The sequence below is a fragment of the Paenibacillus sp. MZ04-78.2 genome, assembly GCF_024213375.1.
GTDB lineage: Bacteria > Bacillota > Bacilli > Paenibacillales > NBRC-103111 > Paenibacillus_G.
Genome location: NZ_JANAVJ010000040.1, coordinates 1 through 14,311 on the forward strand (window position 1 = coordinate 1; position 14,311 = coordinate 14,311).

The window sequence follows — 14,311 nt, forward strand, 5'->3', positions numbered from 1 at the left end:
GGGACGTAGCTCAGCTTGGTAGAGCACCTGGTTTGGGACCAGGGGGTCGCATGTTCAAATCGTGTCGTCCCGACCATTCAATATTTAAATGCGGGTGTAGTTCAATGGTAGAACTCCAGCCTTCCAAGCTGGTAGCGTGGGTTCGATTCCCATCACCCGCTCCATGTGTAAGTTCCAGTAGCTCAGCTGGATAGAGCAACGGCCTTCTAAGCCGTCGGTCGGGGGTTCGAATCCCTCCTGGGACGTCATATTTGAAATTTATGGAGGTCTGGCAACAGGCCTTCTTTTGTTATGTTTATGCAGCGGGCGAGGGGTGTTTTAGAATAAGCAACGTCATTCAACCACTGGGATCGTGGCATTTATGGAAGAGTTCTGATACAATGGGTTAAAGCTCCTTTCGAGGGGCTTATTTTTTTAAGGAGGAAGGCATATGAGTCCTATGGCAATACAAAGACTGAACTCACGAAGGATAAGAACGTATATTGGGGGAGATATCTACTATGAACCCTAGTTTCGGAAGTGGGGCCCGTTCCCAATTAATTAATCAATTGCTTTATTTTGACGAGCAGAGCACTGCGTTTTTTGACGGTTTTTGCCCGCAGCAAGGAAAGGAACGGGTAAACCTGGAAAAGCTGATCGATCAATATACAGCGGCTTTGGAGCGTATATTGGCACAGGATGAACCTCAGCTCTTGCAATCTTTGTATTCCCAAGTCCTAATAGGCAGCAGCGTGAAAGTGAAGTACGAGGATGACGGCATGGAAGAGACGTTTACGATCGTTTTCCCGACCCTGACCGCACCCGACAAAAACTATGTCTCATTCTTGTCCCCGATGGGAAGACAATTGCTGTTAGCTTCAGCCGGAGCGGTACAAACGATTGAAATTCCTGCTGGCAGCTTTGCCGTATCGATCGAAGAAGTGAAATACGCTTACTCCGGAGAATTTACGCAGACGGGCTAAAGCAAGTGGCCTTAATAGCTTAATGCTCTGTAAAGAACAGCTCCCTGCGGTCTCGCATGAGCTGTTCTTTTGTTTGGTGCCTAGATCGCTGGGGTACTAGGTAAACGATAGAAGTGCATTTCGACATTTATCGATCCGGTTACATTTTGGGCTCGGCTATAGCAGTTTACAGTAGTATGACTTATAATAAAAGGAATGAGCAATCCGATTAGAATGTAAGCTCGGATACGCTTAAAACGTTTAAATGAGGTGTAGAGGATGAATTTGTTTGATTTGACCGGAAAAGTGGCTTTAGTAACCGGGGGGGCCGTAGGTCTGGGTGCGGGTATCTCCTTGGGCTTGGCCAAGGCAGGCGCGGACATCGTTATCGTAACAAGCAACGATCGTTCGCGTGAGGTTGAGCAGCAAATCCAAGCGATGGGCCGCAAGGCACACACTATCATAGCGGATCTGATGGATGAAAGCGTATTGAAGAGCGTGGTAGACGAAGCATTGTCCATTTTTGGAAAAATTGATATTTTGGTTAACAATGCCGGCATTATTCGGCGTACGCCGGCTGCTGATCACGCGGCGCAAGACTGGCATGATGTGCTGAATTTGAACTTAAACTCTGTTTTTTTCCTGTCGCAGCTTGTTGGGCGTGAAATGATTAAACAAGGGTCGGGTAAAATTATAAATATTGCATCGATGCTAAGCTTTCAAGGCGGGATCAATGTGCCGGGCTATACCGCTTCCAAGCATGCGATTGCCGGGGTAACTAAAGCGCTTGCGAATGAGTGGGCTAGTAAGGGCATCCAAGTTAACGCTATCGCTCCGGGGTACATGGCTACCGACAATACGACGGCACTTCGTGCGGATGAAGAGCGCAACGCACAAATCTTGGTGCGTATTCCAGCCGGACGCTGGGGAACTTCGGAAGATATGCAGGGACCGGTCGTATTCCTCGCGTCACAGGCTTCGGACTACATGAGCGGCCACGTACTTTGCGTGGACGGGGGATGGATGACGAGATAATGATAGAGAACGGACGAGCGGAGCAACAGCAGATGTTTCAGCCGGAAATCATTACATTCGGGGAATCGATGGCACTGATGATGCCGGAAGGAAGCAAAGGCATCGAATATTCGTCTAGCTTTCAAAGGCTGTTCGGCGGTGCGGAAAGCAATGTGGCGATCGGTGTATCCCGTCTGGGTCACAAAGCAGGCTGGTTCAGCCGCCTTGGGAAAGATCCGTTGGGCCGCATGATCATGAAAAAAATCCGCGGCGAGGGCGTAGACGTCTCCCGTGTGGAACTGACAACGGAAGCGCCGACCGGCTTGATGCTTCGTGAGGTAGTGTCCGGGAAAACATCGGTTTATTATTACCGCAAAGGCTCGGCAGCCAGCACGCTGAAGCCGGAGCATTTGGACGAGCAATATATTAAGCAGGCTAAATATTTGCATGTAACGGGCATTACGACGGCGCTCAGTCCGACCTGCCGGGAGACGGTCAGGGAAGCGATGAAGCTGGCACGCAAGCATGGCGTGAAGGTCTGTTTTGATCCGAACTTGAGGCTGAAGCTGTGGTCTCTGGAAGAAGCCCGAGAGGTGCTGCTGGAGCTGGCTCAGGAAGCGGACTATTTCCTTCCGGGGCTGGACGAGTTGAAGCTGCTGTATCAAACGGATCGCTTCGAAGAAATTGTAGCACGGCTTAGCGAGCTTAAAGCGGTATCGATCATCAAAGGCGGCGAAAACGTCACGTATATCGTCGAGCAAGGACGTATAAGCTCAGTGCCGTATTTTAAAGCGGAGCAAGTGGTGGATACGGTCGGGGCAGGAGACGGGTTTTGCGCGGGCTTTTTCGTAGGTTTGCTCAAGGGCTATAGTTTGGAAGAAGCGGTCCGCCTTGGTAACCTGATCGGCTGTATGGTGGTACAGATGGAGGGTGACTGGGAGGGCATTCCGACTTGGGAGCAAGTGGAGGCGTTTTTAAACAACGTAAAGCATGTCGAGAGGTAATATCCGATGAAACGAATACATGCCATACTAACTTCATATTAGGAACGGATGAGAGAATATGAAAAAAATCAAGCTTTTGCAGCAGTTGACTAGTGAAGGCGTGGTAGCCGTTCTGCGCGGAGAGACGCCGGAAGAAGTCATCGAAATGGCGGAACAGGCGATTGCCGGCGGGATTAAAGTTATCGAAGTGACAATGACGGTGCCGTTTGCGTTACAAGCTATCGAGAAGCTTGCCAAGAAATATACAAGCTCCACGCAAGATCCATCCAAGTATGCGATTATCGGCGTAGGCACGGTATTGGACCCGGAAACGGCGCGGGCGGGCATTCTAAGCGGAGCGGAATTCGTGGTCGGTCCGGCGTTAAATCCGGACACGGTTACTTTGTGCAACCGTTACCGCGTGCCTGTGATGCCGGGCGTGATGACGATTCAAGAGATTCAGCAGGCGCTGGAGCTTGGCGTGGATATCGTGAAGCTGTTCCCGGGCAATCTGTACTCGCCATCAACGATCAAAGCGATCAAAGGGCCGCTTCCGCAGGCCAACGTTATGCCCACTGGCGGTGTCTCCTTGGACAATCTCGCCGAGTGGATTAAGGCGGGCGCAGTGGCCGTCGGTATCGGTTCCGATCTGACAACGGAAGCCGTTAAAACTGGCAATTACAGTCTGGTAGCCCAAAAAGCCGCGCAATATATCGAAGCTTACCGGGCGGCGAAAGGCTAAGTTATCCATTATTATCTATAATTTCATCAAAAAAGCAGCGTGTTCCAAACGTTTGTTCGGGATACGCTGCTTTTTTCTTTGATGAGGATCTTACGAATCTCCTTATGACGGGGCGGCTAAAAAAAATCCCTCCAGAACGCGGAAGTTCCAGAGGGATCAAATAGTTGTTTTCTTATTGAGTTTATTCGGTAGCTACCGATTGATCGGCTTGCAGACCGACCGGTGCGATCCGAACGAAGCTCGTTTCCAGGTTGTTCTGCAAATGCTCCACTTTTGCTGCGGCCTCCGGTTGTCCGGACTTCACGAGCTCTTCATGATAAGCACCGAGCAGTTCGTTCAAGTCTTTCATGCTTTGTACGCCCACCGATTCGATTTTGACCTTGGCGCCTTTAGCTACCCGGCGTTCGATGGCGGCTTGATCCAGCCCCATCTCCGGCACGAGGCGTTGGTAAATGACGCCGCCCGTCATCCCTGCGCAAATCCAAGGACCCGGATCGCCGAGCACAACAGCGCGGCCGTTAGTCATGTATTCAAAGGCAAAGCCTTTCAAGTTCGCGCGGGCTGCAATGCCGCCGAGCTCGTCTTGAATTGGTGCCGTAATTTCGCCGCCGAATACGACGTCTGCACCGGAGAACCGGATGCAGGCGCGGGTATCGGCATTGCCTTGAATTAGGAACAAGCCTTGTTGCGCGCCGTAGCCGAATGATTTGCCTACGGAGCCATTGATGAATTGCTTATGCTTGCTTGGTGCTTTCAGGATCGCGACTTTACCGCCGAGCGACATTTTGCCGACGCCGTCTTCCGCACCGCCGTGAACCGTGATGTTTACACCGCGGGCATTGAAAGCAGCCAATCCGTTACCCGGTACGGAACCTTCGGTCATGGTGATGCTTACCGGAGGCAACGCATCGTAGCTGCCGTCGAAACGGTCTCTTACGCGGTGGCTTGCATAGCGGCTGCCAAGGATACGGGATTCCGCATCGACTTTCGACCAAGTACGCTCCACCGGCGATTCGAACGAAACGGTATCCGGGAAAAATTGCTGGCCTTCTGCGCCTGCCGCAATGCGAATATCCGAGGATACCGCCGCTGCGACTTCCTCCAAAGCTTCTTGTGCCGCCGCCAAGGACAGCGGAGCCGGACGGAGCAGGTCGGACAGATCGATTTTCTCAAGATGGCTTACTTGCTGCAGCAAGTCGGAACGGCCGACAAGGTCCTGCAGGTTTGCAAAGCCGAGCTGAGCGACGATGTCCCGTACTTCGCGGCCGATCCCGCCGAATAAACGAACAAGCGATTCAACAGCGGTATCGTAGACGCGAGGCACGAAGCGGCGAAGGCCTTTTTCTTCGGCTTCTTCCATCGAGTCGATTTGCGTCGCGATTCCGACGTGACATGTATCCAAATGACAGCCGCGGCACGTCGTACAGCCGATGGACTGCATTGCGATAGAGCCGAAACCGATGCGGTTCGCGCCAAGCATGACCATTTTCACAACGTCGGCACCGGATTTCATGCCGCCGTCGGACCAGAGCTCCACTTTGTGGCGCAATCCTGCTTCGATCAGCGCGATGTGCGCCAGCTTCGTACCGATTTCGGTCGGCAGACCGACGTGCGTGATCGAGTGAATCCGAGCCGCACCCGTGCCGCCGTCAAAACCGGACAACGTGATCACATCCGCGCCCGCTTTGGCAACGCCGACTGCAATCGTACCGATCCCAGGAACGACCGGAACTTTGACGATGATTTTGGCCTTGCGTCCACTAGCTTCTTTCAGCTCAGAAATGATCTGCGCCAAGTCCTCGATCGAATAAATATCATGGTTGTTGGACGGCGAAATCAGGTCGGAGCCGATGGTTGCGTTCCGTGCCAATGCGATCTTCGCCGTTACTTTCGAGCCCGGCAGGTGACCGCCTTCGCCCGGTTTTGCGCCTTGACCGATCTTGATTTCCAAGAACGCTACAGCGTTCGCCAGCTCGACGTTAACGCCGAAACGACCGGATGCGACTTGGGCGCCGCGGGTCCGCTTATAGCGGCCGAGCATGTCTTTAATCTCGCCGCCTTCGCCGTTCATCGTCACCATGTTCAGGCGCTCGCCGGCTTCCGCATAAGCGCGGAATGCCGTCTCGTTCTGCGATCCGAAGGACATGGAAGAGATGAGCATTGGCAGATCGTGGCCGCCGATGCCAATCTCGACTTGGGAAGGGTCGAGCGGCTTGCGGCCTTCGGCGTACGCTTTCTCATAATTGAAATCCGCAACATGACGGATGGAAATACCGTTTTTCTTTTCCTCTTCGCGCAGCTTGTCGCGATAGTCTTCGTACGGAGCCGCCCCGGAAGCCGCATCGCCGAGCGCTTTCCACATCCGTTGGAAGAAGCGGAAGTTGCGGGCTGCTTTTGCTTTCGGATTGGCATAGTCGTTATAACGGCCTTCGGCATCGGCTTCAAGCTCGGCAAACCCTGTTCCGGCCTTATCGCTGCCCAAGTAGTTTACAATATCCAGCACGTCGGCGAGCTCCGGCTTCAGGCCGATTGATGAGAAGAAGCGGGTGTAACCGCGAAGCTCATGCGTACCGATTGTGGAGATGACTTTCTCCAAGCCTTTCATCAAAGCGGTAAACACTTTGCGTGCCGCCGGTGCGCCGTCCTTCGCCGCCGCCGTAGTAAACAGGATGTAAGGGGACAGCACATCTGCGCCCAAGCCGCAAGCAACGGCCATATCGTGCAGGTTGCGGATCGCCGCGCTGCGCAGCACGATCGTCGTTTGACGGCGCAGGTTGTTGCCGTAACCGAGCTTCACTTCGCGAAGCGCGATATCGACTTTGGATACGGCCAAATGCGGGTCCATCCACAGCCGATCGTTCTGGTGCGTCTCGCTGTCGTCCAGCACAAGCAGCATAGCGCCTTTGCGCACGGCTTGCACGGCGTCCGCCGCAAGCTGCTCCAGGGCGTCCTTCAGGGAAGTGCCGCGGGCGAACGTCGTCGACAACGTGGCGACGGCATCGCCGTTTTGCGCACCGAACATGGCGACAAGCTGCTCGTAGCTCGGCTGTTTCAATTCAGCCAAAGAATCGATACCGTTGCTGCCCTCCAACACGACGGGATAAAGCAGCTCTACCCGCAGCCGATCATCCGGCTGGCTGTATACGGCCGGGCGGGGTCCTACGACAACACGCGTGGAGAAGTGCTCCATCTCGCGGTCACGGTCGATCGCCGGGTTGGTAACAACCGCAACGCTTTCTTTAATGAAGTCCGGGATGTTCTGGCGCTCCCAGTTCAACGCGGCATGCGGGCTGTCATGACCGAGCGAGCGAATCGGCTCTGCGCCGGTCTCGGCGGTCGTTTCGATCATTTGGATGCCGTCGCGGTCCCATCCGAAGGCGCTGTAGAGCGCATCTGTCGGCGTGACGTCGGCAGAAGGCGCCGCTTCGACGGCCGGAATTTCATTGTTCAAATGCTTGCGCTGTCCTTCGAGGCCAAGACGGCTTTGCACGCGCTCCAGCACAGTGGATTGCACCAGATGATAAGGAATCACCTGAACATGCTCGCCCGGTGTCAGGACGACGCCAACTTTTTCGCCCGGTGCGATCGGTTTCGGATCTGCGACCATCTCGCCGACCGTAATGACGCCTTGTTCCGAGGAGAAGTACAGAGACGTTTCGCTCTCCACCATCCATACCGGACGCAGACCAAGCGCGTCGACGCTGAAAATGCACTCGTTGCCGTAACGGGAAACGATCCCTGCCGGTCCTTGCGCGTAATGCCCCCAAGCTTGGCGGAAGTAGACGTACATGTCCTGCAGTTCCGGACGGAAAAGCTTCATTTCGTTAAGAATCGGAGGGAAAACGACTTCCATCGCTTCGAACAAGCTGAGGCCGAAACGGTGAATGAACGTTTCGATGGTACGGTTCATATCTTGGGAGTCGCTGCCGCCGTCAACGAGGGGCACGCCGACCATGTCGGCTTCGATCCGCATCTTTTTTACCGTATTGATCTCGCCGTTATGGCCAAGCAGCGAGAACGGCTGCACGCGGAAAAAGCTGGATTGAGTGTTCGTGGAGTATCGGTTGTGTCCGATAGTAACCTGCGCTGCGAACAGCGGGTCGCGGGTGTCATTGAAGTATTTCGGCAAAATGCTGGCGGCGCCCATCACTTTGTAAGCGGCCGTGACGTTGCTGAGGGTGGCGACGTGTACGTTATATTTGGCTTCGATCGCCACATGAAGCTCAAACAGATGATCGGAGACTTTCACTTCCTGCTTGTCGCAAAGACCTGCGATTTGCCAGAAGGTCGGTTCGTCGTTGCGTCCGTTCGGACCGAGCACGCTGCTATCCACTTGATTTTCTTGCTCCAGGAGGATGCTGACTTGAAACTGGGAGAACAGCTCGCGGATGCCTTTTTGCATATCGGGAGCGGAGATGTCCAGCTTGCGCGGCACGAAAATGTGCGCGACAGAGAAACGCTCGTCATATGCAAGCTTGTCGTCGAGACCGGCGTCGGTCAGCTTTTTCTCCCATAGGGCGCGCGGAATGTCGGTCAGGATGCCGCAGCCGTCGCCTTCCCCGTTAATGAAACCCGAACGATGTTCCATTTTCACAAGAGCGTCGATCGTCTTTTGAATGTTGTCGCGGGACGGAAATCCGTCCTTTTCAATAATACAGATGATACCGCAGCTATCATGTTCGGTGGCCAATAATTTCTGGAAGCGGCCTTCATTGCGCATAACTTGATTCATTCTCGTGGTCAGCAGGCTGACCGTCACCTCCCATAAAAATTAGTTGCGGGTTCGTCTTGAAAAGAAGGCTTTGTCCATGTGAAGCAAGAAAGCGGAAAGAGTCAGTGAATTATTGCGATGAATAAAAATACATTTATTCTGCATAATTGACTTAGTTTTCGGCTTCTCGATTCAGCAGAAGCTGTTCGGAAGAGGGTGATTAAAGGTTCCCTGTCCCAACCGTCCAACCGCGCAGCTTCATAGCTAACATGCCAAAAACCTTTCATTTAGCCGAGTTTCTTTAGCTTAAAAGTATTTATAGAATATCACGAAATTTCATGTGAGACAATAGAACATTGAAGGGAAAAGTCAATTGTAAGCGTTGTCTATTTTGCATAACTGGTGAATAAAGGCAATTTCAGAGCGGAATGGTGCGAGTTGACAAAAAACGAACGAACTATTACCGTTGTCCGATAATAGTTCGTGATTCGGGTGATAAATGGAATTTATTGCCGATCTGCTCAGTTAAGTGTTCATGCGGGCGAATGCACGGTTTGCCGCTTCAATCGTATAAGTGACGTCTTCGTCCGTATGGGCCGTGGTCATGAACCAGGCTTCATATTTAGAAGGAGCCAGGCAGATGCCGTCCTCCAGCATGGAGCGGAAAAAGGCTGCAAACTGCTCGCCGTCCGTATTTTGCGCCTCGTCGTAGTTTGTAACCGGATGGTCACAAAAGTGTGTCGACAACGCGCCGCGGATGCGGTTTACGGTCAGGGCGATGCCGTACTTGCGAGCCCCTTCGGCAAGTCCGGCTTCCAGCATGGCGCCGAGCCGGTTCATCCGCTCGTAGATGCCGGGCTCTTGCAGCGCCTCCAAGCAGGCGATCCCGGCGGAGATCGACGCTGGGTTGCCGGCCATGGTACCGGCTTGGTATGCCGGTCCGAGCGGCGCCACCTGCGCCATGATTTCTGCGCGGCCGCCGTAAGCGCCGATCGGCAGTCCGCCGCCGATGATTTTCCCAAGGGCTGTAAGATCGGGCTCGATGGCTGCGTAGTCGGTGCCTTCGGGTAAACCGGCGAAGGTGGAGGCAGCGCCGTAGTGGAAACGGAATGCAGTGATCACCTCGTCGTAGATGACAAGGGAGCCGTTCCGGCGGGTAGCGGAGCACAGTCCTTCCAGGAAGCCGGGCTTCGGCATGACCATGCCGAAGTTGCCGACAATGGGCTCAACCATAACCGCGGCCACATCGCTGCCCCAGCGCTCCAGCGCGGCGTCCAGTGCGGCGAGGTCGTTAAACGGCACGGTGATGACCTCGTGCGCGATGCTGACCGGAATACCGGCGCTGTCCGGTATTCCGAGGGTGGACGGGCCGGAGCCGGCGGCGACGAGCACAAGATCCGAATGGCCGTGGTAGCAGCCGGCGAACTTGATGATTTTGTTCCGGCCGGTATAGGCGCGGGCAACCCGTATCGTCGTCATGACGGCTTCGGTGCCGGAGTTGACGAAGCGGACCTTATCGAGCGACGGAATCGCTTCTTTCAGCATGCGGGCAAACCGGATTTCGAGTTCGGTCGGCGCACCGTACAAGGCTCCGTTCTCCGCCGCTCGGACAATGGCGGATGTCACATGAGGATGCGCGTGGCCGAGAATGATCGGACCGTAGGCAGCCAAATAGTCGATGTAGCGGTTGCCGTCCTCGTCCCAGAAATACGCTCCTTGTCCCCGTTTCATGAAAACGGGCGCTCCGCCGCCCACGGCTTTGAAGGAGCGGGAAGGGCTGTTGACCCCGCCGACGATATGCTCGAGCGCCTCCGCATAAAGCGCTGCGGAGCGTGTGCGGGGTGTGGCTTCGGATGCGTTAGACGTAAATGGATTGCTCATTAGGATTCAAGTCCTTTCCAAACGATGTATATCTCCATTATAAATGATTGCGCTCCGGCCGTGAATGATTCTCAGGATTGGATCGGTGCCTCATTCCGCGGGAAGGTGGAGGAGCGTGCCTTTAAGCACCGTTACCGCTTGACCATGGATGTGAAGACGGTCATCGACCAACGCAAGTTTAAGAATACCTGTTCGCGCAGAGGATTGAATGGCGGTCAACCGGTCTTTTCCCAGCTTGTCCCGCCAATATGGCGCAAGCGCGCAATGGGCCGATCCGGTAACCGGATCTTCGTCGATTCCCAGTACCGGGAAGAAGCAGCGGGAGGCGAAGTCGTACCGTTCATCCTGCGAGCGGGCCGTAACAAGCACGCCGCGGACGCCGAGTTTCGCCATGATGGCGAAATTGGGCTTCAACCCGCGTACGGCTTCCTCCGAGTCCAACTCGACCAGCAAGTCCAGTCGGTTGGTTCCGACAAAACGGGGCACAATCCCGCCCAGGGCATCGGCTAGACGGTCCGGCGCCTCTGTTTCGGTAATCCGTTCAACGGGAAAATCGAGCCGAATCCAACCGTCCTCATTTGCGGAGGCCGTCAGTTGGCCGCTAAGCGTGTGAAAGGTCAAAGCCTGGTTGCGGTCTACCCGTCCGGTTTCCCACAAGTAATGTGCGCTAGCTAGTGTAGCATGGCCGCACAAATCGACCTCGACCGTCGGTGTAAACCAGCGAAGCCGGTAGCTCCCGTCCTGTTGGGGGGAGAGAAACGCCGTTTCCGACAAGTTCATCTCCATCGCAACCTGTTGAAGCCATGGGTCGGAAGGATAGCGCTCCAACAAACAAACCGCCGCGGGATTGCCGCGAAACGGCTTGTCCGCGAAGGCGTCAATAACATGTATTTCGATCATAAGAACTGTTCTCCTTTCAGGTCAAAAGCGGGAAGCCCCTTGCCTCCCGCTCGCGTATGTTTCATAGCAGCTATTATTTTTTGACCGGAGCCGTGGCGGTCGTGCTTTTATGGCCGCCCTCGGCGGGCTTGCCGGCAGGGGCCAGAGGGTCCCGGCCTTCAAGCAATGCCTTAACGTAATTCTGCAGCTTGGTACGGTTTACGCTGAGGACTTCGGCGCCGCCGACCCGTTTTTCGATCAGCAGCTCGGAAGGCGGAATCTGCTGGCTTACCATGCCCTCGGTTTTGGCCTCGAAGGCGAGCGTGCCGAGCTTCAGCATGTCGGTCGTCGTCAAATTCGTTTCGAGATAAGGATCGATACTTTTTAATATATTCGGCAGTCGGACCAGGGAACCGGTCGTCTGCATTTTTTGCGCGACGGCTTGCAAAAATTTGCGCTGCCGCTCGGTGCGGGAAAAGTCGCTCATGGCGTCGTGCCGGAACCGGACGTATTGCAGCGCCATTTTTCCGTCGAGATGCTGCATGCCCTTTTTTAGATCAATATCATACTCGTGGCCGTCTTCCGAGTCGCGGTATTTCATGTCCTTCTCCACTTCGAGATCAATGCCGCCGATGGCGTCTGTCAGTGCGATAAAGCCTTTGAAATCGGTATAGAAAAAATATTGAATCGGAATGCCGAGCAGGTCGCTAACCGTGCGCATGGCCAGATTCGGCCCGCCGATGGCAAGCGCCGTATTGATGCGGTCCTCGCCATGCCCCGGAATTTTCACGTAGGTGTCGCGCAGAATGGAAAATAAGTACGCTTTCTTCGTCACCGGATCAATTGAGGCGACCATAATTGAATCGGAACGCGGAACTTCGTTCTTTTTGAGTCCCCGGGAATCGCCGCCGAGAATAAGGATGTTCACCCGTGAGTTGCCCTCCCACTTGGGCGGGATGTAGCTGTCCGACATGCTGAGCTGCTGTGGGGTAAGCCCGCCGAATTTGGTCGTTTCGGGACGGCTCTGAATGTTATTGGCAAATTGAACGAATGAATAGGTAAAATAGCCGATTCCTGCAAGCAACAGCAACAGCAGCGAAATGAAAAACCATTTTATCGTACGGGCCATGGGAATTCGGTCCCTCCTCTGGTTGCGTTCGCTTTTCCTGATCGTAAGGTTGGTGTATCATAACGGATATAGGTTTTGACAATGCCACAGGAACATGCATACGTTTGGACAGGAAACTATTTCATTATTATAAAAGGTTTCAATCCACGCCTGCAAGCTTCGGCATATTTTGACAGGAGGACCTACATCTATGAATCTCGCCATTGACGTGCATCGGCTGAGAAAAGAATTCAAAGTGCAGAAAAACCGGGAAGGCTTGAAAGGCGCCGTACGCGACCTGTTCAGGAGAGAGTATAACCAGATCGCCGCGGTGAAGGATATCAGCTTCCAAATTCCGCAGGGCGAAATTTGCGGCTACATCGGCGAGAACGGAGCGGGCAAATCGACCACGATCAAAATGCTGACCGGCATTCTCGTTCCCACCTCCGGAGATATCCGCGTAGGCGGCTTCGTTCCTTATAAGGAGAGGGAAAAATTCGTCCGGAACATCGGTGTCGTATTCGGCCAGCGAAGCCAGCTTTGGTGGGACATCGGCGTGATCGAATCGTTCCAGCTGCTCAAGAAAGTGTACCGCGTCCCGGATGCGGAATACCGCAGCCGCATGGACGAGCTGGTGGAGCGGCTGCAGCTTGGCGAGCTGTTGAACCGGCCTGTGCGAAAGCTGAGTCTGGGCCAGCGAATGCGCTGCGAGCTTGTCGCGTCGCTCATTCACAATCCGGCAATTTTGTTTCTGGACGAGCCTACGATCGGTCTGGATATTATGGTCAAGACGGAAATCCGCGATTTCTTAAAATCCATGAACAAGCGGTACGGCACGACCATTCTGCTGACAACCCACGATCTGCAGGACATTGAAGCGCTGTGTTCCCGGGTCATTATGCTCGACGATGGCCGGATCATCTACGACGGAGGACTTGAGGAGCTGAAAGAGCGCTGGGGTAAAGGCAAAGAAGTCATTCTCCGGTTCTCGGAGCCGGTATCACTGCCCCGTTTGCAGGAGATGACCGCAGGACTGCAAGTAGACTGGTCGCTGGACAACGAATTGACGGCCAAAGTATGGATTCCGCAGCAGGCGGCAAACGTCTCCGAGGTGCTCAGCCGGGTTGTCGGTATAACGACAATCGAGGACATTAAAATCCTCGAAACGAACACGGACGACATCGTGCGGGAAATATACAAATCCGGATCGGCGGAAGCGAAAAAGGAGCTGCGCAAAGAACAGGAAGTGACGCTGCATGGTTAGCGCTTATCTTGACATTATCCGCATCCGCTTCCTGATGATGCTCGCTTACCGGGTCAATTATTACAGCGGGATTATTGTTTATGCCCTTAACATTGGGGCGTATTATTTTCTATGGAAGGCGATTTATGGTACAAAAGAGCTGCTTGGCGGAATGACCGTGACACAGATGACGACCTACGTGGCTGTGTCGTGGATGGCGCGGGCGTTTTATTTTAACAATCTGGACCGGGAAATTGCAAATGAGATCAAAGACGGCAGCGTCGCAATCCAGTTCATCCGCCCGTACAATTACATCGTCGTCAAAATGATGCAGGGGCTCGGCGAAGGCTTGTTCCGGTTCCTGCTGTTTTCCGTGCCGGGTATGGTGATCGTCTCGTTCCTCTTTCCGGTGCAGTTGCCGTCAGAGCCGCTGACTTGGCTTATTTTTCTTGCCATGCTGTTTTTCAGCTTCCTGATCAATACGCAGATCAATATTATTACCGGCCTGTTCGCCTTTTTCCTTGAAAATAACGAAGGCATGATGCGGATGAAACGGGTAACCGTCGATTTGTTCTCCGGACTGGTCGTGCCGATGTCGTTCTTCCCGGGCTGGGCGCAAGAGCTGATGAATCTGCTGCCGTTTCCGGCGATCACGTACTTGCCTGGCTCCGTCTTTACCGGCAAAGTGGCCGGCAGCGCCGTTTACAACGTATTTGCCGTGCAAATCATCTGGTTCGTGCTGTTGATTGTACCGCTCTATGTCCTGTGGCGGGGCGCGCGGACGCGGCTGTTCGTGCAGGGAGGGTGAT

General features: G+C 54.2%; 10 protein-coding genes and 2 tRNA genes. 8 read left to right on the forward strand and 4 right to left on the reverse strand.

Translation table 11 applies throughout. The features are described 5' to 3' along the window. Positions 1–90: 90 nt before the first annotated feature. The 6 genes from NLX71_RS21460 (at position 91) to NLX71_RS21485 (ending at position 3,680) form a co-directional block, all read left to right on the forward strand. Positions 91–164: transfer RNA gene (locus NLX71_RS21460), tRNA-Gly, on the forward strand. Positions 165–171: 7 nt separating this feature from the next. Next, positions 172–245 (forward strand) — tRNA-Arg (locus tag NLX71_RS21465). Positions 246–500: 255 nt separating this feature from the next. Continuing rightward, complete coding sequence (locus NLX71_RS21470; protein ID WP_254365804.1) at positions 501–962, forward strand: GreA/GreB family elongation factor; 462 nt, start codon at positions 501–503, stop codon at positions 960–962. Positions 963–1,220: 258 nt separating this feature from the next. Next, positions 1,221–1,976: a 2-dehydro-3-deoxy-D-gluconate 5-dehydrogenase KduD gene (kduD, locus tag NLX71_RS21475; RefSeq protein ID WP_254365805.1), complete on the forward strand. Its 756-nt coding sequence runs from the start codon at positions 1,221–1,223 to the stop codon at positions 1,974–1,976. Beyond that, complete coding sequence (locus NLX71_RS21480; RefSeq protein WP_375377947.1) at positions 1,961–2,959, forward strand: sugar kinase; 999 nt, start codon at positions 1,961–1,963, stop codon at positions 2,957–2,959. Before kduD ends, NLX71_RS21480 begins: the two co-directional genes overlap by 16 nt. Positions 2,960–3,017: 58 nt before the next feature. Continuing rightward, complete coding sequence (locus NLX71_RS21485) at positions 3,018–3,680, forward strand: bifunctional 2-keto-4-hydroxyglutarate aldolase/2-keto-3-deoxy-6-phosphogluconate aldolase (RefSeq protein ID WP_254365806.1); 663 nt, start codon at positions 3,018–3,020, stop codon at positions 3,678–3,680. Positions 3,681–3,861: 181 nt separating this feature from the next. Here the strand turns inward: NLX71_RS21485 and NLX71_RS21490 are convergent, their stop codons facing one another. The 4 genes from NLX71_RS21490 to NLX71_RS21505 form a co-directional block, all read right to left on the reverse strand. After that, positions 3,862–8,412 carry a glutamate synthase-related protein gene (locus tag NLX71_RS21490; protein ID WP_254365807.1) on the reverse strand — a complete coding sequence of 1,517 codons (4,551 nt, stop codon included), beginning with the start codon at positions 8,410–8,412 and terminating at the stop codon, positions 3,862–3,864. 504 nt (positions 8,413–8,916) lie between these two features. Continuing rightward, complete coding sequence (locus NLX71_RS21495; protein WP_254365808.1) at positions 8,917–10,272, reverse strand: glutamate-1-semialdehyde 2,1-aminomutase; 1,356 nt, start codon at positions 10,270–10,272, stop codon at positions 8,917–8,919. Between the two features lie 90 nt (positions 10,273–10,362). Further along, positions 10,363–11,172, reverse strand: coding sequence for a PhzF family phenazine biosynthesis protein (locus NLX71_RS21500; protein ID WP_254365809.1), 810 nt, complete (start codon positions 11,170–11,172; stop codon positions 10,363–10,365). Positions 11,173–11,245: 73 nt separating this feature from the next. Beyond that, positions 11,246–12,280, reverse strand: a complete 1,035-nt coding sequence (locus tag NLX71_RS21505) for an LCP family protein (protein WP_254365810.1) — start codon at positions 12,278–12,280, stop codon at positions 11,246–11,248. 190 nt (positions 12,281–12,470) lie between these two features. On the opposite strand from NLX71_RS21505, the gene NLX71_RS21510 reads away from it, so the two are divergent. Both NLX71_RS21510 and NLX71_RS21515 read left to right on the forward strand, forming a co-directional pair. Next, positions 12,471–13,523, forward strand: a complete 1,053-nt coding sequence (locus tag NLX71_RS21510) for an ABC transporter ATP-binding protein (RefSeq protein ID WP_254365811.1) — start codon at positions 12,471–12,473, stop codon at positions 13,521–13,523. Further along, entirely contained in the window at positions 13,516–14,310 is a 795-nt protein-coding gene (locus NLX71_RS21515) for an ABC transporter permease (protein WP_254365812.1), read from the forward strand. The genes NLX71_RS21510 and NLX71_RS21515 overlap by 8 nt, the downstream gene beginning before the upstream one ends. The last annotated feature ends 1 nt before the right edge of the window (position 14,311 follow it).